Here is a 24,247-nt window from a genome sequence, read left to right as displayed (position 1 = left end):
TTTTGGTAAAAATTGTAATCTCACACTTTTTTCATTATAACCGATAACTAATCAACTTATTTATTTTTCATTCCTAACCATCTTTATCCAAATCTTCTGTTTTTGGAGCTTCTGAAGTTGAGGGAAATGTTAATTGGATGTTGATATCCATTGATATTGTATTTTTCTCAATCACACCGATACCAACTATTTTTACGAATGCTTCTGTAGGTATAGAATTATTTATTTTAAATTCAGGAGCAGACTGAGTTTTATATCCGGCTTCTTCTAGCCGATCGCAAATATTGCGCCAATTTCCTACAGGTTCGTTAGGTACATCGGCGAGTTTTTTAACATATTGGTATAAAGTTTTACATAAATAAACCTCTGCACTTTTGGAACTCTGAAAAAGTTGGCGGGCGATTTCGGCGGGGCTGCAACCGGAAAGCAATCCTCGGAGGTAAAGTTTTTCTGTTTCTGTTAGTCCCCTGCGTGATCGAGGAGAAATTTGCCGTTTAGCTTCTGCAAAAGCTTGGTACAGCCTTTCTAAGTCCCAGTGTTTCGCGGCTTCGGCAAATAAATCTTCCTTTGAGGCCATTTTCGGGTGTGGTGAGATGTGGCTAACGATAGCATAACCGAAATTGCTAGCGTTTGTTAGTTGTATGCTAACAATAGGTAGTTTAGTATTAAATTACCCACTCATTGTCTAAGTGCAAATACTTAGAAAAGCGGGAAAGTGCGATCGCGATATTTCAAATTTTGTCTGTTTAGTTAACTTTCGTTAGTCAAAAAGTTAGTTTTTGTTCCTTACACTGAGGTATTTCAATGGCTAAAGGTGATGAAATAGCGAAAGCGGCAGGTTCCGCTGCTGCGGGTGCTGCTGCAGGTGCTGGTGTGGTAGCTGCTTCTGGTTTTACGGCAATTGGTGCTGTTGGTGGAGGTGCTGGTATGGGTGCTGCTGCTGGCCCCGTTGGTATAGCCGTAGGTGCATTAGCAGGTTTGGCATTTTACGGGATTAGCAAGGCTCTTTCTGACGACTAAACATTGACTCGCGCCAGGGACTTCAGTCCCTGGTTAATAACTAGGTTGTTGATATTTAGCGCTTGTTCCACGAGTCCCCCAGGAGTTTAAACCCCTGGCGGCTAGGTTGGTAAGCGCACAATCTCTATCAATTTGAACCGCGAATTTCTAGCTTTAACTTAGCCCGTCCCTCAACTAAAAAGTGTCAACTTATGTCTTCTCAAGAATTTCAAGCAGCATACACCAGCATTTACAGTACAGGCACTTTCCTCTTACAATATCTCAAAGAATTCCGTGACGGACTCCGCATTCAGGGAGATGAAAGTCAAGGGCTACAAAGCATTGAAGATGAAATTAACAAAGCTTTAAAGGCTTTGCAAGATCAGAAGTATCAAGTAGCCGTCATAGCAGCCATGAAAGCTGGCAAAAGCACCTTCTTAAATTCTATCATCGGTGCTGATGTGCTGGCGAGTGAAACGGCAGCCTGTACTATCTGCCGTACAGATGTCCGACACATTAAACCGGGCGAAATTCCTAAACTTTTAGAGTATCGAGAAGGACAAAGAAAACCAGTCATTCTTGTTGAGGGTGACGCTGGCGAAATTCAGCAAAAATTCCTGCAGCGTACCCGTGAAATCAGAGAACAAGGCAATCCGGATAACACTACACGCTTTGAGATAGAGCATCCGATTGAAGCAATTAGCCAATTATCTTCTCTCACAGGCTTTACCTTAGTTGATACTCCCGGCCCTAATGAGTGGGAGTCTGCAAACTTCAACATAAATGAACTGAAGCAGACAGCATTAGAAGCACTGCGAACCTGCAATGCAATTCTGTTTATTTTAAACTACGCTTCCTACAAAGATAATGCAGTTGCTGATTTGTTTAAGGATGTTGTTGAAAATCGTAAAGATTTTATAGCTGAGAACACGGGAAAAATTTACTTCATTTTGAATAAAGTTGACCAAAAAACAGAGAGAGACAAAGAAATTGTTGATGTCATTAAAGATTTAGAGCGAGAGTTAGTTGGCTTTGGCTTTTGCAATCCAGTTATTTACCCTGCTAGTTCTCGACAAGGACTTTTAGCGAAACTGATTCAGCAAGGAAAAGCAACTGACAAGGAGATAAAAGATTTTGAGGATTTCTTTAGTGCCAAATATGCTGAGAGAGATGAAAAAGGTAGGAGAGTAATTCCTTTACCTGAAGAAATTGCACCAAGAGCTTTGCAAGATAGCGGCATTCCGAGCATTCAAGAAACAGTCATTCAAAGGATTACGCAAAATTCAGGCTGGAATTTATTGAGTGAGGTGGTGGCAGAAATCGATAAAGCTGCTAAGGCAATTGAAGATACTCTGAATACAGATATCAGGGGTTGGGAAATGGGGATTGAAGCCCTCAAACAAAAAGTTGAAGAGTACAGGAAACGCTCAGAGAATGCGAGGTACAAAGTTGAGTTAGTCAAAAATACTGTCGAGCAAGAAAAACAAATACTAATCCAAGGATTTAGTCAAGGCATTAACACATTTGCGAATAAGGCTAAAGAGCAGATAGGCAGTGAGATTCATAAGATTGCCGAATCTCAATCCGCTAAATCTCCTCAGTCAAAAAAAACTCCCTTATTGCTCAAACCAGTAGAAGTTAAGACTAACAATGGGGTGTTTGGACAAATAGTGGGAGAAATTGGAGAAAGACTGTTAGGATTGATACCTTCTTTCGGTCCCGTATTAGGAAAAGCATTCAAAGTCACTACGTCTTTGTTGGATGGACTGAGTGAGTCTATTCCACAAGCTTTCAATACCTCTGTTTCTGAACAGATTGTTGATAGTGAAGAGTTTGATCCGTACATTATTCGGTGTAAAACTAAGGCGGAAGCTGAAAAAATAATTCAAACAATTAATAAATTTTGCCCGCCCTATATTCAAAGTTGGTGGATAGATACTCAGGATGAATTAGTTCGAGAGGGAACGAATATTCGAGAAAAATTGGCAATAATAATTCAAGAAGATATCCAACAAATATCAGATGAATTATCTAATTATCTTGGTGAGGCTTTAGAAGTGAAACTGAACATCAACCCGATTCAGTTTCCTAGCTTTGATTTTCCCGGAATTGATGCACGGATTAAAGATGTACAATTAGCAGTTGTTGTAGGAAATAGAAGGGAAGAAACAGGTAGAAAAAGTCGTTGCTGCAACTCTGATGAAGTCTATTATGCTGATGTTGATGTTACGGAAAATTGGGAATTTTTTGATATTGATTTACGACAGACATTAGAGTCAGTAAATCGAAAAATAAATGAGCAAAGTTCTAGAAACAGAGATTTGTTAGAACGAGTTATTAACAAACAGGTTTCTGCTGATTTCAGGAGTGCCGAAAAGCAAATCAATGATTACATTCAAAGGTTTCAAAATGACTTCGATCGCGTTTTGAAGGAACGGGAAACGAAAGAAGCAGAAGCGCCGGAAATTCTGGCTCGTCTTGAGGCTCAAAAAGCCAAGCTTATTGAGTACCTCAGTCAATTAAGTTCGATTCGGGAATCTCTCAATAATTGGAAGCCAGTTAAGTAAAGTTAGAGAAAGTACGATCGCGCTTTTTTTCCTAAAGTGCGATCGCCCTATAATTTCAGCATGGCAACAACTGTCAAATTCAACAGAGCGATCGGTATAATTAAAAAATCAACATCCAATACAGTCACTTAATGCCATGATTGCTAATTTGCCCATCAAGCTGCCTCACTTACCCAACAGCTTGCCCAGCGAAGGTTCTGTCCGCATTGAGTTAGTCAACGGACTCTTAATATTTAGCGCTTCTATTCAAACCCAGGAACGAATTCAAACTTTAACAGCTCAACAACAAGCATCAAATCTAACTTCCGAAGAACAAACAGAATTGGATGGATATCGAGAATTCATTAGCTATCTAAATTTGGTAAATGAAACCATGAAAAATACTTTTCTATATCCTTTGCGAGGCACTGTCATTGGCTATGATGAGCCGTTTGAACCTGCGGTTTCCTTGGAAGATTGGGAAGTGCTACAATGATTGTACTAGATACTCATATATGGGTTTGGTGGGTTGACGATAACACACGACTGACTCAGAAACATCGGGACTGGATACAACAATATCAATCTCAAGGTTTAGGAGTCAGCATCATTTCTTGTTGGGAGGTTGCTAAATTAGTAGAAATGGGAAGACTTACTTTGTCCGTTACAGTTGATGAGTGGTTAAAACAAGCTTTGGCTTATCCCGAAGTGCAGCTACTCGAACTCACCATTCCCATCATTGTCGAGTCAACTAAACTCACAGGTTTTCACCGCGATCCAGCAGATCAAATCATTGTGGCAACTGCGAGGATTTGCGGGTGTCCCTTACTAACTGCTGATGCAAAAATTCTGGCATATCCTGATGTACAGACTCTTCAGTGACAGGTAAAAAATGCCTTCGCCCGGGCCGCAAAGCCTGGTTTCGCTGCTACTTTCAGTGAGGGAAAATACATGAAAATTCGAGAATCTCAAGGTAAGAGTGTCTGGAACCATTCTGAGGGTTGGTGCTGCGAGCCTCTTGACCCCATACCGCCCGGTCATATTGCCCTAGCCGTTGAAGCGATCGATATTAATCTTGTAGACTGGGATATCGAAGAAATTGGCGAAAAAGCAGGTTTTGATATTCAGTACAAATACACGGGAGTCAATGACCCGAAAGATTCATCTTTAGCTTGCGTAAGTCAGTTTGTGGGTATCTATGAAGACTTCTCAAAGCTCGATCGCGATTTGGAAGTTTTGATTGCAGCCGGCATCCCGCGTCATTTATTTAAAATACTGACTGACAACGATGACATCGATTTGAAGCCTGTAACGCAATACCTCAAAGCAGTTTCCTAATGTTTTGGGTGTAACGCAATTGTTGCTTTTTCAAAGTGCGATCGCCCTTATTTTCCGAAAGTGCGATCGCCTTACAATCATGTCAAATATATTCAATCCTTCCGATCATTTCTTCAGGTGTATAGACTTCATAAATTAAAATCAAACTGCTGTTCGCGAATAAATGCCAGGTGTGACTCATCGCTTTTAGTACGCAACCCCACATCAACTGTTGTCGTCACATCTATCCCGTAAGGACGTAAACCGCGCGCAATATTAGAGTCAATATGTTCGTCTAAATGAAAACGAATTTGCTCACTCACCTCTAATTGCCCTCAATTTTTCTTGTAACGGAGATGGTGGACTGTTGCGCTTTAATTCTTCCACAATAGCTCGACTTTCAGCAGTGTGACTATCGATTTCTTCTCGACGATCGTAATAATAGGTCATTGCTGCATGAACCGAGGCCAGTGGCAAATCATACTTGCCCGCGATTTATTCTATAGAAATCCCCATTTTGAGATACATTTCGGCGATGTGTGCTACAGCAATTCGATGACCGGCAATGCACGGTTTACCACCAAGCACCCCAGGCGTGATTTCGATATGTTCTGTGATGATTGATTACTTAGACATTTTAGTTAAAGGCTATTAATTGGTAATTTTTAATTTCTTTAATATTACCACAAATAGTCACAGTTACAGCAAATTGTAGGGTGCGTCAGACATTAATTATTTCGATTTCAACAAGTTTTTCGGATCTGACGCACCGGCGCGAACAGCATCTCTCTCGCCCCCACCATCAACTAGATGCAAGCTAGATCCAGTCCGGCCTGAATCGCGGGGAGTCCAGAAGTATAGAATAGAGGTTGCGGAACCGGCACACCGCCCGATCGCTCGCCCGCAGCAATTTGTTACCCTAAAAATAGAATCTCCCCTCCCTCAACTCCCTCCCATGAACAACGCTTCTCCCCTGATTCAAACCGTGACTCCAGAACGCTGGGCCGGCTTTAGCATGGACTTTATAGGGGCGGGTTACACGGGTTTGTTGGTCAAAAACGGCCGCGCCGTGCGTACCCTGAAATCCGGGCGGCATTTCAGCTTCGCCCTTCCCCTGCTGGAACAGTGTCAAATTGTCATCGTAGACACCAAACTCCGCAATTTGGATGTACAGTCGCACGGAGATTTTTTGTCTAAGGATCGGTTTTTAATTGATGCCACTCTGACTGTTATTTATCAAGTTATAGATCCGAAACGGGTAGCTTTGGAATTGTCCGATCCTCTAGCTGTTTTAGCAAGTGCAGTTAAGGATTGTATGGGATTAGCGATCGGGCAAATACCCCTACAACAGCTTATCAGTCAAGGACGGCTGTTGCTGCGCCAAAATTTGCTCGATCGCGTCCAAGATTTTTATACCCTAGGTTTTAACTTAGAAGACGTGCGAATTGGCGATGTCAGCTTTCCCGAAACCAACGGAGTTATTCGCCAAGTTGAGGGAATGAGTGCCCGACAGGAAGCAGAAAATGCCGCCGCCCTGCAAATGAGAATTGCCGAAGCAGGCCGTCCGATTGTTCCTCAATCTCCCGTACAGCAGTTAAACTTAATTTCAGGTAATTCTCCTGCGAGTCTTCCAGCTTCCGACACAGCAGCAGGGTTCGATCGAGATTTACAACAACTGACACAACAACTTGCTCAAAATAGCCTCCCTCCTGGGAGAAATCCTCCCCAACTTGCACCAACCGTACTCGCAAGCAGCGATCGCAAAACAACCGCCTATTTAATCTACAAACTTTCTGGAGAAGCGATCGCCCTAACAGCCAATCCCTTTACAATTGGACGCGAACCAACCAACACTTTAGTATTACAAGATCCGCAAAGTTCGCGCTACCACGCTCAAATCCGCCGCGCCACCGACGAAATTGGCAAACAGCGATATCAGCTTGTCGATAGCGGCAGTTCCAACGGCACTTTTGTGGGTGGGCAGAGGCTGGCGGCTAACGAGCCTTTTTGGCTGCCAAATGGCTGCGAAATTGCGATCGGCGACCAAAAATGGATCTTTCAAAATTCGTGAGTGAGAGAGATGAAGATTTGTTTAAACAGCAGATAAACACAGATAAATTCCATCAGCGTTCATCTGTGTTTATCTGCAGACATCTGCGGTAAAAAAAACCAATCTAAGTAACTTGCTTTAATCACGATATACAAGTAATAGATTCCGAATCTACCGTCAACAATATGAATATTTTTTTAAACCGCAGATAAACACAGATTAATTCCATCCGCTTTCATCTGTCAGGTTTCTGTAAGGGCGTTGCCAAGAGTCCCCGCCTTTCCGACATAGCTTGACAAATCCTTCCGGCAGAATTCCCAATACTCCCAGGTAGAATTCTCTTGCCAACCCTAGGGGGGATATCTCCACAAGCATTTCGAGCGAGAATTTGTCAAGATTGAAAATATAAGTAGAGGACAACCCCATGAACTTTTCTATACAATCTGTTTACAACTGGTACCGCGACACCCTCCGCAACCCCAAATACCGCTGGTGGATTATTCTCGGAACCCTGGCATATCTCATAAGCCCGATCGACATTGCCCCGGATTTCCTGCCAGTCATCGGTCAAATTGACGATGTGGCAATTGCTGTGCTGCTGATTTCCGAAATTTCGCAAATGTCGATCGACTACTTTAAATCCCGCCAAACACAGACAGCCTCAGCATCCGAAGCCACCGGCAGCCCTTCTGAAGCCACAGGCAGCACCGTTGACGTAGATGCAGTTTCTGTACAATAATTGCCAAAAATAATCGAGCGCTACAACCCCGACTTCTTCAAGAAATCGGGGTTCTTGTTTTTTAAATGCCAACTGCTCAGATCGTGCTCCAAAGCTGGTAATTTTAACTATGGTCAATCTGTGTTAACAGCAAATTTTTATAGATGAAGTTTAGCGAAATAGTACAAAAACTTAACTTAGCCACCAGTCGCACCCTCACAGCGTCGGTTGCTACCGATCCAGAAATTACAGGCGCGGCCCCTGTTGATGAAGCTGCACCCGGTACTATCAGTTACATAGAAGGTGCTAAATTTGCCACTCATACAGCCACTACAAATGCTTCGGCTTTAATTTTACCGTTAGATGAAAGCCTACAAGCTCAATGTAGCGATCGCAACATTGCTTGGATTGCCGCAGCAGATCCGCGATTGCTGTTTGCTGAAACCATCGCCGTTTTCTATCAACCGTTTCGCCCAGCATCCGAAATTCATCCCTCAGCCGTCGTTCACCCCTCAGCACAAATTGGTGAAAATGTCTATATCGGCCCCCACGTCGTTATTCAAGCAAAAGTCAAAATAGACAGCAACGTTTGCATTCATCCAAATGTCGTAATTTACCCAGATGCGGAAATAGGCGCAGGCACTGTTTTACACGCTAATTGTGTCATTCACGAACGTACTCGCATCGGGGCAAATTGCGTGATTCACAGCGGTGCGGCTATTGGTTCCGAAGGTTTTGGGTTCGTCCCGACAGCCACAGGATGGGTGAAAATGGAGCAGTCTGGCTGCACGGTATTAGAAGAGGGCGTTGAGGTTGGCTGCAACAGCACGATCGACAGGCCCGCTGTCGGAGAAACCCGCATCGGCCAGAATACAAAAATCGACAACTTAGTACACGTAGGTCATGGCTGTCAAGTCGGGAAAAATTGCGCGTTTGCCGCTCACGTTGGCATGGCTGGCGGGGTCAAAATTGGCAACAATGTAATTTTGGCAGGTCAAGTGGGAATTGCCAATCAAGCCCAAATCGGAGATGGGGCGATCGCCACTGCTAAAGCTGGAATTCACAGCGACGTGCCCGCAGGTGCGATCGTGACGGGAGTTCCAGCAATTCCCCACAAACTATTTCTCAAAGCCGCAGCCGTATACAACCGTTTGCCGGAAATGTACCAGTCTTTGAGGCAAATTCAGCGCAAGCTCGATCGGTAGTCATTAGTTATTAGTCATTAGTCATTAGTTAAGAATTAACAGTCAACAGCCAACAGCCAACAGTCAACAGTCAACAGTATTATAGTTGCAACCCATTAAATGTGGAATAGCATAAACAACCTGCGACTGCTGTCGCCGTCCATACCAGCAATTGTCAAAATAATCTTGTTTTTCTCAACTTGGATTGTTGTGTGGCTGCCCATAGCAATTGTGCTGGCGATCGCCCTCAAATGGCATCCACCCCAACCCCTGGGAAACAAAAAACTACCTTTACTAGCTTCCCTCTACGTGATTGTCCCCTTCATTTTATGGGCGACAAGTTGGATCGAAAACACATCTTTTGTTAACTGGGGTTGGGATTGGCAACCCGCAGTTTTGATGTCATTAATGCGGGGATTAGGATTAGGAATAATTAGCTTAGTAATTTTATTCGGTCTGCAATTAGCCACAGGCTGGATCGAGCTAAAAAAAAGCGAGGCTTCCACGGAAACAGGCGAAAAAAAAATTAATTTGTGGACTTTAATTTTCAACCCGGCTAGTTTGCTGACTCTGTTATTAGGACTGTGGATTAGCGCCACAGAAGAGTTAATCTTTCGCGGCTGCTTGCAAACAATCCTCCAGCAAGATTACTCAATGCTAATCGCAGCAGCGATCGCCAGTTTCATTTTCGCGATCGCCCATCTAATTTGGGCCGCCAAAGAAACTCTACCGCAACTGCCCGGATTGTGGCTGATGGGGATGGTTTTAACATTAGCCCGCATCGCCGACAATGGCAGTTTAGGATTGGCGATCGGCATTCACGCAGCTTGGATTTGGGGTATAACTACCGTAGATACAGAAGGCGCAATTAATCCCACAGGCCGCGCACCGGAATGGATTACAGGAATAGCAGCAAAACCTCTAGCAGGTGCAGCCGGCATTTTATTGCTACTAGCAACCGCAACCTTACTCTTCCTGACTCAAATCAGCGTTAATCAGCGCTAATCAGCTTAAATCTGCGGTAAAAATTCCGACATTAATTCAAGTGTCGATCGATCGTCACAATCGAAACAGGCCGCAACGCATCAAAACGAGTTGAATTCCCCCCAGCCACAGAACGCGACAACTGCACTTGCACGATTCGGTAACTCCAGTGCGGTTCCCGGCGCACCCGATCGCCAATCCAGCTCAAAACAGTAGCAATATCCTCAAAAGCATCCAAAGCCAGCACGATCGAGCCTCCAGGGAGCAGCCGCAGCGCGCAAACGCCCAAAATTTTAGTCAACCCTCCGCCACTACCGCCAATAAAAATCCGGTGCGGAGGACGCAAGCGGTGCAAGATTTCCGGGGCGGTTCCGTGAATCGAGAACACATTTTGCAGCCCAAAACGGCCATAGTTGAACTCGATCGCAGAATTACCAGAAACCGTTTGTTCGATCGCGTACACCTCAGACTGCGGGAATAAACGAGCAATTTCGATCGACACAGAACCGTTACCAGCACCCACATCCCAGACAACTTGTCCCGATTGCAAAGCCAATTGTGCCAACACCAACACCCGCACTTCCCGTTCAACCGTCAAACCAGGCTTATCGCCACAACCGATAAAAGCTGCATCCGGTATTCCCAACAAAGGCAACTTTTCCAAATCCAAAGGTTCTGCCCTCGGCGGGGGTTCCCGCAGCATCACCACCACGCTCAGCGGTGCAAAAGACTCTCTCAGCAAAGCTTCCAGAGACTTGGGGCTTACCCGTTCCTCGGCAGCCCCCAAATTTTCGCAAACCCAAAACTTGTAGCGTGTCGGCAAATCTAGAGCTTTCACCAAACTTGCCAGTAAAGCCGGAGTGTGAGCTTCGTCCGCCAGCACCGCAATCTTCTCCACACCGAGCTTCAGCTTCGCCGTCAGCTCCTCAAAATAGCGTCCTTGAGAGCCTACACAATGAGCATCTTGCCAAGGGATTCTCAAGCGATTAAAAGCCAACTGCACAGAACTGACATGGGGGTGAAAAGTTAATTTTTCGGGTGGCAATTGGGCAATTAACAACTTTCCCCAGCCGTAGAACAGGGGGTCTCCCGCCACTAAAATTACGATCGGTCGATCGCGGGTTTCCACCGTCCCCGCAGAGGGATCTAATTCGGGTTCAGTCGCCCACCAGCGCCGAATTTCCAGAATTGCTTCGGTCAAATCTTCCAACGCCCAGCGCTCTCCGTCGTGCTGGGGAAAATAGCTCAAAAGGCGGTCGCTGCCTATTAGCAGAGCGGCCATTTCTACAACCTGCCGCGCCGATTCGCTCAGCCCAGAAGCTCCATCTAAACCGATACCAACTACGTGTATTATCACTTTTTAAGCAAAAAGTAAAAAACCAGAATTACTGATTTTTCCTGGTTTTTCATAAATTTTTTCCTTGAGTTTACTTTCAAACAAAAATAATTAAAGCATTTAATAGGCAATATCCTGACTGTTGTCACAGGGGAGAGGGGGAGAGGGGGCGAGAGAGTGGGAGATGGGGAGAGTGGGAGATGGGGAGATGGGGAGAGTGGGAGATGGGAAAAAATTTTCCTTCTTCCCTCTTCCTTCTCCCTTCTTCCTTCTTCCTTCTTCCCTCTTCCTTCTTCCCTCTTCCCTCTTCCTTCGTTAAAACTCAAAAACAGGCCATTCCGGTTGTCGGAGATAGGTGGTCATGTCGTCAAACTTCCGCAGTTCCACTCGGTGTACGGACTGTTCTTGCGGCGTGTCCAGCCATTGCTCGTTCAACTCTGACAGCAAAGCGCACAAGCGATCGCGGTCAAGGTTCGGCCCGGTGTCCCCAAAATAAGCCAGAGTAATGTGGGCCGTAAAATGATATTGCTGTTCAATTCCCAAAGCCATTAAATCGGGATTTTGATAGATCGATCGGCGAAACTCCAGAATTTGCTTGTAAGAGTTTTCGTCCGTCGGTGCCAAACAAACACCCACAGCCCTAGTCATCACCATCAACCCCAGCACTATCCAGCGAATGGGAGCGCCGCCCGCCAAGGGTTTGCAGGCGGCAAAACCATCGGCCATGCGCGAGCGCAGTTGCTCCTCAAATTCTGGATTTTTATCAGAGGCATCTCGAAAAGCGCTGTTCCAAATTAAATCGGCTACGGTTAAATGGAAGCTATCAGGAGGCAGTGCCACGAGCGCACCCTCCCCTATTTCCTGCAATAGCCGTTGTTGGCTCGACTGCAAATTACTATAAAATGCAGCATTTTCTGCATCTTCCCCCGCAGGCGGCGTAATCACTGAATAACCTGGAAAAGGTACAGGAGATCTCCGGCCTGCTTCGTCGGGCTTAAATTTTGGAGATTCCTGAATGTGTTCCACCTGGGACTTGTAGGAGTCCAGCAGCGTCATTCGCGCCACCCGATTTACGTAAGCTTGATAAGTATCATCCAATCTTGATTTCCTCGCGGTGACAAACTCCCACACCAAATTTTATATTATGGTGCGGGCTTCCAACAGCCCTATTCAGGATATGTTGGACTTGCGGAACCTGCAACTTTGATTTTTTGGGCTACTGAGCGTTAAATCATGCAAATTTACCTGTTTTGGGGGGAAGACGACTTTGCAATGGCGCAGGCTGTGACAAGTTTGCGCTCCTCAGTCCTCGACCCCAACTGGGCTAGTTTTAACTATGACAAGATTATTGCCGATTCCGCCGGAGCTGTGGTCGAAGGGCTCGATCGAGCCTTAACGCCCCCCTTCGGTACCGGCAGCCGTTTTGTCTGGCTGGCAAATACTACTGTAACGCAGCAGTGTTCTCCAGAACTGTTAGCACAATTTGAACGGACGCTGCCGGTGATTCCCGACACCACCGTGCTGCTGCTAACATCCGTCAAAAAACCCGACAGCCGGCTCAAATCTACCAAGTTAATTTCCCAGTCCGCCGCCCAAGTGCGGGAATTTTCACCGATTCCGCCTTGGAATGACAAAGAATTAGCCCAGCGGGTGCGCCAAGTCGCGGGCGAAATGAACGTAAAATTGACCGCCACAGCGATCGAATTTTTGGCCGAATCCATTGGCAGCGATACCCGCGGGCTATACAGCGAACTCGAAAAATTGCGACTGTTTGCGGGCAACCGCAGCCAACCTCTGAACCCGGAGGGAGTGGCAGCACTGGTACACTGTCACGCCCAAAATACTTTCCAGCTAGCCGATGCGATTCGCGAGGGCAATACCTCCGCCGCTTTGGATTTACTGGCAGGCTTAACTGGCCGCAGCGAGCCTGGTTTGAGAATTGTGGCTGGCTTGACTGGTAAGTTTCGGATTTGGCTGTGGGTAAAGGCGATGATCCAAGCGGGCGATCGCGATGATAAAATTGCTCAAGCTCTAGATCTCGGCAATCCGAAACGAGTATACTATTTTCGGCAAGAAGTCAAGAATGCCAGCTTAGAAAAACTGCAAAAAAGTTTGCCTTTGCTCCTAGAGTTAGAAGCTTCTTTAAAACGGGGCCGAGAAGAAATCTCAACCCTGCAAACCAAAGTTATAGAACTTTCTAGCTTGTTTCGCTGATGCGCGACAGAGCACAGGAGCGGCGCTTTACTGTAAATTTTTATAACAAATTTCTTTCTTCGGCTATGTGCTTGATGCCAGATCACGGGGCAAAAGGTCAATAGATACTAGAAATACTCTTAGAATGCCAAAGTAGAAGTTAATGTGGTAAATAAATATTGTCCGCCGAATGCCGATCGGTTAATATTATTTGCCGGCTCTCCACCCCCCCCAAAAAAAGAGCGCTACCCATGACACAACAGAACCCGCGGGAACTGCTCAAGCAAGGCGATCCAAAAGCGATCGCATCTAGCATCAACCGTACACTCAAACCCAAAGGCATCAACGCCGATGTGACGCGGGACAACGGCTGCCTCCACATAATTCTGGAGGCAGACAAAGTACCGGATCAAATGGTATTGGTCGATTTCATCCGCACCGGCATGACGAAGCTGGGACTTGAATCAATTCACACTGTAAAGGTTTACGGGCGTCGAACAGGTGACGGTGAGCCTACGTGGGAAGATGAAATTGATCTGATGCCTGCCGATTCAATGCCTTACCCCTTGGATAGTGGAATGCCTGACGACTCTGTAGGTTTAGATGATGTCGAGCCCGAAGGCGAAGACTATTATCAAGAAGGAGAATTCGATCGAGATGACGACGAGGAAGACGAAGACGAAGACGAAGATCAAGCCCCGCCTCCGAAAAAACAATTTCCCAAATGGGTAATACCTGTGGGTATCTTAGTACCTCTGGCGGCGATCGCAGGGCTTTTCTTTATTAAAACTTTCCCCTTCGGCGACTCTAACCCAGAACCCATCGCCCCCGTAGCTACTTCCCCCTCCCCGAAACCCGCATCTCCCGCGTCTAAAGCCGCTGCATCCTCGACCGCCGCCTCTCCGGGCATCCCACAGGCAGCCTCCCCTGCCGCAAAACCCGCTCCGACTGCTGCGCCAGCAAGCCCAGCTCCAGCTTCTCCTCCACCAAAAGCCGCCGCGCCCAAGCCTGACTCTTGGAGAGAAGCCGTTAACACAGCTCAGAAGGCAGCAATTTCGGCCCAGACGGCTCAGTCTCAAAATGAGTGGATCGCAGTAGCAAGCCAGTGGCAGCAAGCGGTTAAGCTCATGAGAGCCGTACCGTCAACCAGCCCTAACTATCAAAAGGCTCAGCAAAAAGCGGCAGAATATCAGGCTAACCTGATTGTTGCCAACCGCAGGGCGGCAGCAGCACCTTAAGAGTTTTGAGTTGAATACTGGATGTGCTAAAAGTCAAAAGTCAAAAGCCAAAAGTAAAAAAACTTGTTTTTACTGAAAGCTTTCTTACTTTTGACTTTTTTCAATTTTATTAAAAATTTATTTAACTTCACTACATCTGTAAGGCTTTAGCTATCTTCAGCCTTTAATCAATCTCGGTATCGGAATTTTTTGTCGATTAATTATAGTTCACGGCGCTGCGACAAAATTATTTTTAACTCCTCTGAGGTTAAATCAATTCTTTCTTGGTAGTTTACGTGCATAAAATATTTCTCACGCTCTCAGCATCATTGTAGTATTATTTTGGGGAACGGATATTAACATTACTTTATTTACCTTGATTTTTTTCTACCGACTTACTTAGATGTATATACAGCAAGCCGGATGTTCGCACTCCTTCCTGTAAAAACAAAATTTACTCAACAAACACCGCAATAACTTGGTTTCTTGGATAAACCGGTTTGCTAAACACAGAGCTTGGTTTAAATCTGTTCTTCCCCTGGATTAAAACGCTGAATTCCGGGATTTTCCTCTGCGCGCACAATAGCATCTTTGGGAATATTGAGGATGCCTGTAAATGAATTTTGGCTTACTTTCAAAGCTTGTTCCTTATTTTTGTATTCGGCTAGTTCGCACTGTAAATTGTCAATAGTCTGTTGCAAGCGAGTGGCTTGTCTGAGCATTTCTTGTTCAGAAAAGTCCAGCAATTGCATCAGATTAGCCACTTGATATTCAAGTAATTGGGTTTCGTAAATATTGTTATTTGTAACAAAGCTTGGAGGATTTTCTGAATACTCAAAAACACTTTTTTTGTCGGGCATGGACAATGCTGTTTTGACACTAAGTGCCAAATCTTTAAACATTTCAGCAGTGTTGTGGGGAATTTTAACTTTCATGAACATCACTACCGCAAACACACTTCCTGACCGCAGAAGTCCCCCAAATCCTAAGACAGACTTGACGTGGTAGGGGATAATTAAGGAATTTTGCTCAGGAATAAAGGGGCTGCCTTTTGCCTCTGATATGTGAAAAATATTTAATACTGCGGGCTCTAATTGCAGGAACCTTTTTAGCTCAATTCCGAGGAATGTAGGAATGTCTAAACCGAACTGCCGGATTATTTCTGCAATCGCTGGCATTTGAGCCACTAATTTTGTGCTAAGTAATGGAATAGCTGTATTTTCTGCTGCTGTGTGCCGAGAATTCCACTGCGGTTCAGGGCCTGCGGCTGCTAGCAGAGTCCAACATTTCATGTCGGTGGTGGGGGAATTTCCCTTCATCAAGCGGCGGGCAGATTGTTGCAATGAGTCTTCTAATTCCCCGTAGGGATGAGTTTTGAACAAACGCACTAAGGCACAGGAATTTTCTCCAGTTTGCGAATTGCAAAAATGTCGGTAAATATAGTTAACAATCTTCTGGCTGCTGGCTTCCATACTAGCAGTATTTCTACCTAAGTGGCGCAGGACTAAGCTGCATTTAGCCATGTCTTGCGGGGTAAATAAGGTAATATCGTACATTAAAAAATGCTCTCCAAGAGCTCAAACACTCTTGTTCATTTATCGTTAAGGCCGCTACGGCATCCGGAATCCTACTGAGAGTTTTAAAAACAGTGTTGGTTGAAATATCTATAAAATTTGCCCCCCAATGCAGCGGTTGTATGGCAGGATACAGAAATTAAGATTAAAGCAAAAAAAATCTATCCCCTAGGGTAGGCCACAAGGAAGAAAAGCCAATGTATAATTTAGGAAAAGGTTTTTTACGATAACTCCTCCAGAGGAAAAGAAACGGGCTTTTTCACCAGATATGCCTCGCATTTTACTGAGCATTTTCCTAGATAAAAGTCGGTTTCTGGGTCAGCCATATTCACAGAAATCCTAGAAACTCAAGCTCCAATTTTCGTTGCAGGCGATCGCACGCCGATTAATCAAAATTTGGTAAAATTTCGGCAGTCTTGGACGGAGAAACCGGGTTTGCTTACAGAGAAAAAACCCGGTTTCATGGGTATAGGTAAGTAGATGCTGTGTTCAAAACTTTTAACCACCCCAAAAAAACTCTACTCAGCAGGTGGAGACTTTGCTTCCAGGGCATCTTTAGCAGACAATCCCTGATCTTGAACGCCAAAATACCACAAACTAGCAGCAGCTTCGGCGCGAGTGACTGATTTCTTCGGCTGAAACAGAGTAGTAAAACCAAAAACGCGGCGAATATTCGCCAAATCTCCATTGTTAAAATCAGCTAAAACTGCCCGCGATGCCTGGGAATCAATCTTAGAAGCATCTTGAAAGCCCCATTTTTCTTTCACCCCGTCAATGTTAGCTGTCGGTAAAACTTGACGACTATCTAAAGGCACTTTCCAGAGAATCATTGTTTCACGAGTTAAAGGTGCATCCGGGCGAAATTTCACATCTTTAGTTTCTCCAGAAAGCGAACTGGGAATTACACCGGCTTCTGCTAAACCTTGAATTGCTGAAAAATCTGGGTCTGTTTTGGATACGTCAGAAAAAGCCGGTTCGCTAGAGTCTACTGCTAATCTAATTTGTTTGGCTTGACGGCTAGCATAAATCTGATTGTTAGCTGCTACTAACCAGCGGGCGTATTCGCGGCGAGTGACAATTTTGTTGGGTTTGGGCAAAGTGCTGGCTGTTTCTAAATTACCATTTTCTGTCGCTCGCACTTTTAGCACTTCCAACTGACTTAAATCAGCCACATACTGCCGCAACTGTTGAGGAATTTGGGTGTCTAGTTGGCTAACGTTTGCTGATTTTGGCGACGCGGATGGTGTTGGAGTAGTTCCCTCTGAATTAGATGAATTTGGTGAAGCGGTTGGAGATGCGCTAGACTCGGAATTGTTAGGTTGGGGACTGGTGGCAATTTCTGGGCTGTCTTTGCTGTAGTCGATCGCAAATTCTGTAGAACCCCCTACTTTCTGAGTAGGAGAAAGCGACACTGTTACCCGCAAATTATCTCGCGTTGCTATCAAAGAACCTTGTCCCTCGGCGGTGGGGCGGCTGACTATTTCCCAGTTGCGACGCCCAAACTCTGTGGAGTAAAAGTTTTGAACCGAATTAACCGGATCTGTGCTCTCCCAGCGCAGTCGCACATTTTTGGGCAACGAATCTGTTTGCCCACTAACTTCGATTAACTCAGCATTAGGATAGAGTGGAATCTCCGTAGGAAAATCCGGAGGAAGTTTGGCGGTAGAGTTTGTCTCAATAGCTGTCGCTGGTGGCGGGGAAGAGAAAACTACTGGATTTTGTTTTAATTTCGGATCGGCGGCTAATGATTCTTCGAGTGCCTTGCTGTTGGGGCTGTTTGCACAACCTGTGACCGCAGCCAGGAGACACACAGCCAGCCAAGTATTTACAGCAGCGAGTATATTGGTTTTATTGGTTTTAGTGATTTTAGAGCGTTCTTGAGAGTTGCCTCGCCGTTGAGTAAATATAATATTCAGCATAAATCCCCCCTTTGCGGATATATTTCTAGGCTAGCGCAGATCGATCGGGCATACATAATTTTTACCCAAATGAAATTTCTGTATTTACTTCTAGTTACTGCTACATTACTTTCATACCCTGTCAAGTTTGCCCGTCCCGCTGCATCTCAACCAGCCCCGCTGCGGACAGCCATTCAGACGCCAGAGTGGCAGCCATTTTGCTCAGCGATGGGTCAGTTTGCGATCGATATGCCGGCAAATCCCAAAATTAATTCCGAAATTTTTTCAAATCAAATTATTGCTCATACATATCGATCGAAATTAAAAAACAAAGAAACTTATTTGCTTCAATACTTTGACCTAGATTTTCGGCTGAGGAACAATAATATCAATAATATCAGAATTACTTTAAATAATGCCGTTGATTTTTTTGTCGTGGCAGCGAATGCTAAAGTCTTGCAAGTGCGGGATATTTCCCTCGGAGGCTATCCGGGAAAAGAATTTGAGTTTCAGCCACTTTCTCCCACTGAACCTGTAGGTGTAGGTCAAGTTTATTTGGTGGAAACGCGCGTTTATGGGCTGGTTGCCACTACTCCAGAACCAGAAAATGCTCAAAAATTTCTAGACTCTTTTCGTTTGTTTTGAAACAGGAACTTTTACAAGGAGTAGTTTAGGAGATTTAACATATTTAACTGATAAATGTTGAGGGAATAAGTCAGAAGTTACAGGGAAAGAATAAAAAAGTGAGTTGGAAGTGGCAAAAAAATAAAAAAGTGAGTTGGAAGTGGCAATCGAATTTATTAATAAAACTTACGCTTGGCAACTCGGTGTTTAGGAAAATAGTGGCTTTGGCAACAAAAAAGGTCGCCATCAACCGGGTTTTTGAGTAATAATTTGGCCAAAACTCCATTAAGCTAAATTTGACTTAATACCTTATTGTATTTTTTGTACTCTATCTAACGATATAGATTAATTTTACACCCGTGGAGCGATGTAGATACTTGCTCAAATTTATATATTTGATATAAGGATTTTTAAATCGCCGAAAGCAAAAATCAGAAAGCATAAACAAAGATGCTGTCTTGCTCCATCTGGCTCCCATCTGGCTCAACCAAGTCAGCCTCATCGAAAGCTTACCCGGAGGGTATTAATATATTATGAACAAACTAACACCAATTATCCTGAGCGGTCTCCTGTTATTTGGAGCTGCTGCTTGCAGCGAAGGAGCTAAAACTAGCGCTGATTCTCCTAATTCTGCCACAGGAAATACCACTAGCCCACCCCCAGCCGAGACAGTTCAAAAAACTCAGGGTGACGCCACTAGCCAAATTCGCCAAAACCAAGCAAATTCTGATATCAGGGCCAGAGAACAGCGCAACAATGTGACTGGTGGCGATGCAATAAGAGCCGATGGCGACCTCCAAAGTGAAGTGCGCTCCAAGTTAGAAGTAAACATCACTAAAGGTCAGCTAACTGTTGACGCAAAAGACGGGGTTGTCACCGTAGGTGGCACAGTCCCCAATCAAACTGATTTAGCTAAAATTGAGCCACTAGCTAAAGAGATTAAGGGTGTTAAAGATGTCAATGTTACGGCTGTTGTCGCCCCCGCTGCTCCCGCATCGCCTAGCAGCAATCAATAAGTTGGAAGGAAGAATTCCGAGGGAAATAAGGAAGAAGGATGTAGTTATCTAGGAGAGAAGTCTGAGGGAAGAGGGTAAAGTTTGGCATTGTAAGATTGCTTGCGGAGCGGATTGCAACGCTTAGGTGACTCTCTAGGGAGATCGATCAGAGTTTTAAGTTAAAGAGTTTAAATTGAATTTTAAATTCACGCACTCAAAACTCGCGCAACACCTGCAAATTCCCCTTCCCAATTCCTGATTTACCCTCCCGGAGAATTAGTTGGAAACCAACCTGAAGATAGAGTGGGAAGTTATTCCCAGCGACCGATGAAAATTGTTGGGAAAAAATGACTAAATGTGATTGATGGCAGAGCATAAATTCTGTGGTTGTGTAAAAGTAGTATATTTTTCAGGAGAAAAAAAATGGCTTTAGGTCAACACAAGCGAGCTGTAGGAGCATTTTCTAATTACCGAGATACGGAACTAGCCCTGATGGAGCTGCAAAGTACCGGGTTTCCGATGAATAAAGTTTCGGTAGTTGGCGAAAATCTCGATCGCAGCGAAATTGCCGGCGCTAGCACTGGTACTGGTAAGGGTACCGACGACAAAGTGGGCGGTGGCGCAAAAGCAGGCGCGACAGCGGGAGTCGTGACGGGGGGTTTGATTGGGTTACTCGGAAGCATTGGAGCGCTAGCGATTCCGGGAGTTGGCCCGGTGATGGCGGGGGGTGCGATCGCAACTCTGCTGGCAGATACTGTAATCGGAGGCGCGATTGGGGCAGCAGCAGGCGGTTTGGTCGGCGGTTTGGTCGGCTTGGGAGTTCCCGAAGAAAAAGCTAAAGTCTATAACGATCGCGTTTCCCGTGGAGAATATTTGGTATTCGTAGAAGGAACAGATGCCGAACTTGCCACAGCCGAAGGAATTATGACTGTGCGGGGCATTCAGGATTGGGGCATTTACGATGTGCCGGCAGACACTGGCCGCAGAGCTTCGGGCCACCAGAAGCGCGCCGTGGGAGTATTTTCAACCCGCCGCGAGACTGAACACGCACTGGGAGAACTGAGAACTGCCGGTTTCGACATGAATCGGGTTTCGGTTATCGCTAAGGATGCTGAGTCTAAAGGCGACATCGCAGGCATTGACGTGCACGACAGCGCGGACAACAAATCCGATGAAGGGGCCACAAAGGGCGCACTCACAGGTGGTACTTTGGGAGGTTTGACGGGCTTGTTGGTAGGTCTGGGCCTAGTAGCAATTCCGGGCATCGGGCCGATTATGCTGGCAGGAGCCTCAGCTACGGCGATTGCCACTACACTAGCCGGTACGGCTTTGGGTGCGGCAGCAGGCGGCTTGATCGGAGCTTTAGTCGGTATGGGAATTCCCGAAGAGGAAGCTAGAGCATACAACGATCGCGTGGCAAGGGGAGATTACTTGGTACTGGTTGACGGCAGCGAAGCAGAAGTCGCTAGAGCTGAAACCATCCTGAGCCGCGGAGGCATTCAGCATTGGAACACCTACGACTATAATCCCAGCGTCGATAGTGCTCGGGCTGATTACGGCGCTCCTGGCACTCCCGGCGTTGATACTACGGCTGATATTTACGATCCCAATCAGGGTGTCACCGGCCACCGTCGGGTTTAATAATTCAGACTTTGTTTGGGTATTGTTTCTACTTTCTGCAGGGTAGTCGCACTCGCGCACTCGGATTGTGGAAAGTGATCCAACCAACAGCGGCGAGCTAGCGGTTTTACGCTTCGTAGGTAAAATTATCTCAAAAGTCGGCTTTTTCTCTGAAAGCCGGCTTTTGTTTTGTTCTGGAAACTTCAAAAAGCCACCTGTCAAAAGTTTAATTTTGATTGGCAAGGTGGGCTTTCCACCAGTGGATCGATCGGCTCCCTGAATTTTTACAGCAGAAATCCGCAGCGGTTTTTTAGTCTGTAACACTCACTACTGCTAGATTTTAAACCCCGCAGTATTATCAAATTGAATGACCTAAATTACCACAGATATTGCCCAGTTAGTCAAAGAGCGACTATCTTTAATTATGGGTAGCTAATTTCAGCAACTTATACAGGTGAAGTAGCCAGTCCCGCGCGCCGAGTACGGCATGCAGTGGTCGGCAACTATTAGAATAATATTGTCGTCGCTTTCCCGCCAGACTTAGGCTGGTCATTGCTTGGCTGTAGCAGCCCAATTGCTGTTGGCAAGACCTGCGGCATGAATACAGTTTTTCTGGGAATGCCTCAGAGAAGCATTTGAGAACCCCAGGAACAGCTTTTATGTCCGGGAGCGCGTCTGGTGTCGAGTGTTCTGTAAATTAGAACCGCAAGCGCTCATGGATCGAGAAAACATTAACAGCAAGCACAGCAGCGCGGGAATAGGGGAACGACTCGCGAACCATTTTTTCGCGCAATCTCAGGCTCAGCACAGCGTATTGCTTGCTTCGCCGGCGACTCGCTCAGCACTCCGAGGGAAACAGCCTTCCTGTTGGTTTTCACTGGCACGGAGCACAGTGGGGGGAGGTGACACTAGCTGAGCTGGCCTGGCGCTGCCGTCCGGGTTCATCGAAGGTAGAAAGCACTTATTTAGAAGGCATTAGGGGTTGAAGCTCCGATATCTTCTTTCTTGATTGCACTCATAAATTCGATCGCCTGTACTGGCAAATTTTCGGGTCAGAAGGCGGTGCGGATGCCACCCCCAATACCCCAAATATTCGATCAACCTTGACAAGATCGATCGACAATTTCTCGGTATTTTGGTAAAGAGTTAGCAGGTAATATTTAGTGGTTACAGTTAGTACAAATACAACTAATTATTAACAACTAATATCAATCGCCAACTAATTACTAGCAAAATAATACTTACAGGACTTACAGGCGGCTAGAAACGCGGTTTTTTTTAATAACTTCCGCGCTAGCCAACCTCATCAGATTATACCAGAACCAGGTTTATTTTCGTAAATTATAACTAGGTGAGCAGGGTGATGGTAGAAATCAAGCAGTTTTGACAATTGTCAAGGTGGCAGTTTAAGTTTTAAAAACTGACTGGCAAACACGATAGTAGAAACTTTCACACAACATAGAACATCGAGAAATTAAGGAAACTCACTCAATTTTTTTATGAATTTCACTGAACTTTTAAGTGCCGATGAACTTTTAATTAGACATAGAAACGGGGAACGAGATTTTCGAGGAGCTAACCTCATTGCAGCTCAGTTGAGTGAAGCTAATCTCAGTCGAACAAATTTGAGCAACGCTAATTTGAAAGGTGCCAACTTAATTAGAAGCAAACTGATTGGAGCTAATTTAAACGCCGCCGACTTGAGCGGGGCTAATTTGTCTAAGGCGAAATTAATTGAAGCTAACCTCGGGAGTTCTAGTTTAACTGGAACTGTGGCGATCTCCGCAGATTTTAGCGGGGCAAATCTCAGCGGAGCAATATTGTCTCAGGCTGACTTGAGCAAAGCTGTGATGACGGGAGCGAGTTTAGTAGGAGCTTGTTTGCTAAGCGGCTCAAAACTAACGGAGGCTAATTTGAGCGGGGCGACGCTGAGCCGAGCAATTATGAGCGGGGTTGACTTAAGTAGAGCAAATCTGACGAGAGCGATTCTCAGCGAGGTAGATTTGACCGGGGCAAACCTGAGCGGAGCAACTTTAACCCGGGCTTATCTCAATCGCGGAAATCTCAGCGGCGTCAATTTGGTTGGGGCTTCTTTGAGCGAAGCAAGTCTGCGGGAAGCTTCTATTAGCGCTGCTAATTTGAGCGGTGCTGACTTGAGCGGTGCTGACTTGCAATCTGCCAATCTAAATGGTTCTAATTTGAGCGGTGCCGACTTGCAGGGAGCTAATTTGAGTAAAGCTAATTTAAATGGTTTGATTCTGCACAATGCTGATTTGAGGGCTGCTAATTTGAACAAAGCTTCTTTGCGGGGAGCTAATTTGAGCGGTGCGAATTTGGCAGGTGCTAGCTTGCTGGAAGCGGATTTGCGGGGGGCGAATTTGAGTCACGCCAATTTGTCGGGAGCGGGTTTACTGCTGAGCTCTCTGACAGGGGCGAATTTGACAGGAACTAATTTGTCGGAGGCTAATTTGATTGGGGCCAGCTTGAATGTTGATAATTTGAATGAAGCAGCTTTGGGCGGCGCAATTTTGCCGAATGGAGCTACTCACAGCCGGGATTGATGAGTTGATTAAAAGAAAATAGTTTTGAGTTTTAAATTAAAGAATCTTTAATTCAGAACTCAAAACTTTTAACAATAAAAAATTCAGGATTCAAGAGTCATAATTCAGTTGTGGGGACGGGTTTTAATAGATTGTCGGCGATCGACAATCTATTAAAATTCGGACTCAGCGATGCAGTCTCAGAGGCAATTTCAGCATTGCTTTGACTAACTCATTCGCTTCGACAGGTTTTGCAACATGATGTTGAAACCCAGCAGCAAGAGCTTGTTTCTGATTAAAGTCTCCAGCATAGGCAGTCAGGGCGATCGCCGGAATTTGCCCGCCCAGCTCTGGTGGTAGAGATCTCATTTGCCGCACTAGGGCGTCGGTTCAGTATTAGGAGTTGACAAAAAAAGGACTTTATGAAATTAGCCAGTGCATGAGTTAGACTT

General features: G+C 45.4%; 26 protein-coding genes. 15 read left to right on the top strand and 11 right to left on the bottom strand.

Annotation, left to right across the window (positions count from 1 at the left end):
• Positions 1-73: 73 nt before the first annotated feature.
• Positions 74-577, bottom strand: coding sequence for a DNA-binding response regulator (locus QT979_RS26050; protein ID WP_333312115.1), 504 nt, complete (start codon positions 575-577; stop codon positions 74-76).
• Positions 578-804: 227 nt separating this feature from the next.
• Here QT979_RS26050 and QT979_RS26045 point away from each other — a divergent pair, with 227 nt between their 5' ends.
• From QT979_RS26045 to QT979_RS26025, 5 genes are all read left to right on the top strand, one after another.
• On the top strand, positions 805-1,020 hold the full coding sequence (locus QT979_RS26045) for a hypothetical protein (protein WP_015174146.1): 216 nt from the start codon (positions 805-807) through the stop codon (positions 1,018-1,020).
• 191 nt (positions 1,021-1,211) lie between these two features.
• A complete protein-coding gene (locus QT979_RS26040; RefSeq protein WP_333312114.1) occupies positions 1,212-3,566 on the top strand; it encodes a dynamin family protein in 2,355 nt (784 codons plus the stop codon).
• Positions 3,567-3,702: 136 nt separating this feature from the next.
• A complete protein-coding gene (locus tag QT979_RS26035; RefSeq protein ID WP_333312113.1) occupies positions 3,703-4,041 on the top strand; it encodes a hypothetical protein in 339 nt (112 codons plus the stop codon).
• Entirely contained in the window at positions 4,038-4,427 is a 390-nt protein-coding gene (locus QT979_RS26030) for a type II toxin-antitoxin system VapC family toxin (RefSeq protein ID WP_333312112.1), read from the top strand. The genes QT979_RS26035 and QT979_RS26030 overlap by 4 nt, the downstream gene beginning before the upstream one ends.
• A gap of 69 nt (positions 4,428-4,496) precedes the next feature.
• Complete coding sequence (locus QT979_RS26025; RefSeq protein WP_333312111.1) at positions 4,497-4,883, top strand: hypothetical protein; 387 nt, start codon at positions 4,497-4,499, stop codon at positions 4,881-4,883.
• A 128-nt stretch (positions 4,884-5,011) separates the two neighbouring features.
• Here QT979_RS26025 and QT979_RS26020 read toward each other — a convergent pair whose 3' ends face one another.
• From QT979_RS26020 to QT979_RS26010, 3 genes are read right to left on the bottom strand one after another with little or no spacing between them, the layout of a single operon-like run.
• The gene (locus QT979_RS26020; RefSeq protein WP_333312110.1) at positions 5,012-5,185 is read right to left on the bottom strand and encodes a hypothetical protein; all 174 of its coding nucleotides are present in this window, start codon (positions 5,183-5,185) and stop codon (positions 5,012-5,014) included.
• Positions 5,178-5,312 carry a hypothetical protein gene (locus tag QT979_RS26015; RefSeq protein ID WP_333312109.1) on the bottom strand — a complete coding sequence of 45 codons (135 nt, stop codon included), beginning with the start codon at positions 5,310-5,312 and terminating at the stop codon, positions 5,178-5,180. Before QT979_RS26015 ends, QT979_RS26020 begins: the two co-directional genes overlap by 8 nt.
• Before the next feature lie 45 nt (positions 5,313-5,357).
• On the bottom strand, positions 5,358-5,462 hold the full coding sequence (locus QT979_RS26010; RefSeq protein WP_333312116.1) for a DUF433 domain-containing protein: 105 nt from the start codon (positions 5,460-5,462) through the stop codon (positions 5,358-5,360).
• 355 nt (positions 5,463-5,817) lie between these two features.
• On the opposite strand from QT979_RS26010, the gene QT979_RS26005 reads away from it, so the two are divergent.
• Positions 5,818-6,933, top strand: a complete 1,116-nt coding sequence (locus tag QT979_RS26005; RefSeq protein WP_333312108.1) for an SPFH domain-containing protein — start codon at positions 5,818-5,820, stop codon at positions 6,931-6,933.
• 198 nt (positions 6,934-7,131) lie between these two features.
• Here the strand turns inward: QT979_RS26005 and QT979_RS26000 are convergent, their stop codons facing one another.
• Positions 7,132-7,338, bottom strand: a complete 207-nt coding sequence (locus QT979_RS26000) for a hypothetical protein (RefSeq protein ID WP_333312107.1) — start codon at positions 7,336-7,338, stop codon at positions 7,132-7,134.
• Here QT979_RS26000 and QT979_RS25995 point away from each other — a divergent pair.
• From QT979_RS25995 to QT979_RS25985, 3 genes are all read left to right on the top strand, one after another.
• Positions 7,337-7,651: a YkvA family protein gene (locus QT979_RS25995; RefSeq protein WP_333312106.1), complete on the top strand. Its 315-nt coding sequence runs from the start codon at positions 7,337-7,339 to the stop codon at positions 7,649-7,651. The two genes, QT979_RS26000 and QT979_RS25995, sit on opposite strands and share 2 nt — an antisense overlap.
• A 143-nt stretch (positions 7,652-7,794) precedes the next feature.
• Positions 7,795-8,835 (top strand): UDP-3-O-(3-hydroxymyristoyl)glucosamine N-acyltransferase, encoded by a 1,041-nt coding sequence (gene lpxD, locus QT979_RS25990; protein WP_333312105.1) that lies wholly within the window; start codon positions 7,795-7,797, stop codon positions 8,833-8,835.
• A gap of 99 nt (positions 8,836-8,934) precedes the next feature.
• Entirely contained in the window at positions 8,935-9,819 is an 885-nt protein-coding gene (locus tag QT979_RS25985) for a CPBP family glutamic-type intramembrane protease (protein ID WP_333312104.1), read from the top strand.
• A 31-nt stretch (positions 9,820-9,850) separates the two neighbouring features.
• On the opposite strand, the gene cbiE is transcribed toward QT979_RS25985, so the two are convergent.
• Genes cbiE through QT979_RS25970 form a run of 3 tightly spaced genes read right to left on the bottom strand, consistent with a single transcriptional unit; the run spans position 9,851 to position 12,190 of the window.
• Positions 9,851-11,155 (bottom strand): precorrin-6y C5,15-methyltransferase (decarboxylating) subunit CbiE, encoded by a 1,305-nt coding sequence (gene cbiE, locus QT979_RS25980; protein ID WP_333312103.1) that lies wholly within the window; start codon positions 11,153-11,155, stop codon positions 9,851-9,853.
• Complete coding sequence (locus tag QT979_RS25975) at positions 11,152-11,460, bottom strand: hypothetical protein (protein WP_333312102.1); 309 nt, start codon at positions 11,458-11,460, stop codon at positions 11,152-11,154. Before QT979_RS25975 ends, cbiE begins: the two co-directional genes overlap by 4 nt.
• Positions 11,450-12,190 (bottom strand): DUF1868 domain-containing protein, encoded by a 741-nt coding sequence (locus QT979_RS25970; RefSeq protein WP_333080749.1) that lies wholly within the window; start codon positions 12,188-12,190, stop codon positions 11,450-11,452. Before QT979_RS25970 ends, QT979_RS25975 begins: the two co-directional genes overlap by 11 nt.
• 177 nt (positions 12,191-12,367) lie before the next feature.
• On the opposite strand from QT979_RS25970, the gene holA reads away from it, so the two are divergent.
• Together holA and QT979_RS25960 are read left to right on the top strand one after the other, a co-directional pair.
• The gene (gene holA, locus QT979_RS25965) at positions 12,368-13,348 is read left to right on the top strand and encodes a DNA polymerase III subunit delta (protein ID WP_333312101.1); all 981 of its coding nucleotides are present in this window, start codon (positions 12,368-12,370) and stop codon (positions 13,346-13,348) included.
• Positions 13,349-13,578: 230 nt separating this feature from the next.
• Positions 13,579-14,565 carry a hypothetical protein gene (locus QT979_RS25960; RefSeq protein WP_333312100.1) on the top strand — a complete coding sequence of 329 codons (987 nt, stop codon included), beginning with the start codon at positions 13,579-13,581 and terminating at the stop codon, positions 14,563-14,565.
• 500 nt (positions 14,566-15,065) lie between these two features.
• Here QT979_RS25960 and QT979_RS25955 read toward each other — a convergent pair whose 3' ends face one another.
• Positions 15,066-16,100 carry a histidine kinase gene (locus QT979_RS25955; protein ID WP_333312099.1) on the bottom strand — a complete coding sequence of 345 codons (1,035 nt, stop codon included), beginning with the start codon at positions 16,098-16,100 and terminating at the stop codon, positions 15,066-15,068.
• 536 nt (positions 16,101-16,636) lie between these two features.
• Complete coding sequence (locus QT979_RS25950; RefSeq protein WP_333312098.1) at positions 16,637-18,037, bottom strand: S-layer homology domain-containing protein; 1,401 nt, start codon at positions 18,035-18,037, stop codon at positions 16,637-16,639.
• Between the two features lie 69 nt (positions 18,038-18,106).
• Between QT979_RS25950 and QT979_RS25945 the strand changes: the two genes are divergently transcribed.
• The 4 genes from QT979_RS25945 (at position 18,107) to QT979_RS25930 (ending at position 23,816) form a co-directional block, all read left to right on the top strand.
• Complete coding sequence (locus QT979_RS25945) at positions 18,107-18,661, top strand: hypothetical protein (RefSeq protein WP_333215755.1); 555 nt, start codon at positions 18,107-18,109, stop codon at positions 18,659-18,661.
• A 512-nt stretch (positions 18,662-19,173) separates the two neighbouring features.
• Positions 19,174-19,656, top strand: coding sequence for a BON domain-containing protein (locus QT979_RS25940; protein WP_333215753.1), 483 nt, complete (start codon positions 19,174-19,176; stop codon positions 19,654-19,656).
• Between the two features lie 402 nt (positions 19,657-20,058).
• Positions 20,059-21,276, top strand: coding sequence for a histidine kinase (locus tag QT979_RS25935; protein WP_333215751.1), 1,218 nt, complete (start codon positions 20,059-20,061; stop codon positions 21,274-21,276).
• A 1,478-nt stretch (positions 21,277-22,754) separates the two neighbouring features.
• A complete protein-coding gene (locus QT979_RS25930) occupies positions 22,755-23,816 on the top strand; it encodes a pentapeptide repeat-containing protein (RefSeq protein WP_333215749.1) in 1,062 nt (353 codons plus the stop codon).
• Between the two features lie 165 nt (positions 23,817-23,981).
• On the opposite strand, the gene QT979_RS25925 is transcribed toward QT979_RS25930, so the two are convergent.
• Entirely contained in the window at positions 23,982-24,164 is a 183-nt protein-coding gene (locus QT979_RS25925; RefSeq protein ID WP_333312097.1) for a hypothetical protein, read from the bottom strand.
• Positions 24,165-24,247: the final 83 nt, after the last annotated feature.

Source organism: Microcoleus sp. w2-18bC1 (assembly GCF_036700365.1).
GTDB lineage: Bacteria > Cyanobacteriota > Cyanobacteriia > Cyanobacteriales > Microcoleaceae > Microcoleus.
Note: the sequence above shows the minus strand (reverse complement) of the source record. Positions and strands in the feature narration are given on the sequence as shown.

Coding starts and splice junctions, on each gene's coding strand:
- QT979_RS26040 (WP_333312114.1), top strand. CDS start 1,212: ATGTCTTCTCAAGAATTTCAAGCAGCATACACCAGCATTTACAGTACA.
- QT979_RS26000 (WP_333312107.1), bottom strand. CDS start 7,338: ATGGGGTTGTCCTCTACTTATATTTTCAATCTTGACAAATTCTCGCTC.
- QT979_RS26025 (WP_333312111.1), top strand. CDS start 4,497: ATGAAAATTCGAGAATCTCAAGGTAAGAGTGTCTGGAACCATTCTGAG.
- QT979_RS25925 (WP_333312097.1), bottom strand. CDS start 24,164: ATGAGATCTCTACCACCAGAGCTGGGCGGGCAAATTCCGGCGATCGCC.
- QT979_RS26050 (WP_333312115.1), bottom strand. CDS start 577: ATGGCCTCAAAGGAAGATTTATTTGCCGAAGCCGCGAAACACTGGGAC.
- QT979_RS26030 (WP_333312112.1), top strand. CDS start 4,038: ATGATTGTACTAGATACTCATATATGGGTTTGGTGGGTTGACGATAAC.
- QT979_RS26015 (WP_333312109.1), bottom strand. CDS start 5,312: ATGACCTATTATTACGATCGTCGAGAAGAAATCGATAGTCACACTGCT.
- QT979_RS25960 (WP_333312100.1), top strand. CDS start 13,579: ATGACACAACAGAACCCGCGGGAACTGCTCAAGCAAGGCGATCCAAAA.
- QT979_RS25950 (WP_333312098.1), bottom strand. CDS start 18,037: ATGCTGAATATTATATTTACTCAACGGCGAGGCAACTCTCAAGAACGC.
- QT979_RS25940 (WP_333215753.1), top strand. CDS start 19,174: ATGAACAAACTAACACCAATTATCCTGAGCGGTCTCCTGTTATTTGGA.
- QT979_RS25970 (WP_333080749.1), bottom strand. CDS start 12,190: ATGACGCTGCTGGACTCCTACAAGTCCCAGGTGGAACACATTCAGGAA.
- QT979_RS25935 (WP_333215751.1), top strand. CDS start 20,059: ATGGCTTTAGGTCAACACAAGCGAGCTGTAGGAGCATTTTCTAATTAC.
- lpxD (WP_333312105.1), top strand. CDS start 7,795: ATGAAGTTTAGCGAAATAGTACAAAAACTTAACTTAGCCACCAGTCGC.
- QT979_RS25995 (WP_333312106.1), top strand. CDS start 7,337: ATGAACTTTTCTATACAATCTGTTTACAACTGGTACCGCGACACCCTC.
- QT979_RS25985 (WP_333312104.1), top strand. CDS start 8,935: ATGTGGAATAGCATAAACAACCTGCGACTGCTGTCGCCGTCCATACCA.
- QT979_RS25945 (WP_333215755.1), top strand. CDS start 18,107: ATGAAATTTCTGTATTTACTTCTAGTTACTGCTACATTACTTTCATAC.
- QT979_RS25930 (WP_333215749.1), top strand. CDS start 22,755: ATGAATTTCACTGAACTTTTAAGTGCCGATGAACTTTTAATTAGACAT.
- QT979_RS25955 (WP_333312099.1), bottom strand. CDS start 16,100: ATGTACGATATTACCTTATTTACCCCGCAAGACATGGCTAAATGCAGC.
- QT979_RS26005 (WP_333312108.1), top strand. CDS start 5,818: ATGAACAACGCTTCTCCCCTGATTCAAACCGTGACTCCAGAACGCTGG.
- QT979_RS26035 (WP_333312113.1), top strand. CDS start 3,703: ATGATTGCTAATTTGCCCATCAAGCTGCCTCACTTACCCAACAGCTTG.
- QT979_RS26045 (WP_015174146.1), top strand. CDS start 805: ATGGCTAAAGGTGATGAAATAGCGAAAGCGGCAGGTTCCGCTGCTGCG.
- holA (WP_333312101.1), top strand. CDS start 12,368: ATGCAAATTTACCTGTTTTGGGGGGAAGACGACTTTGCAATGGCGCAG.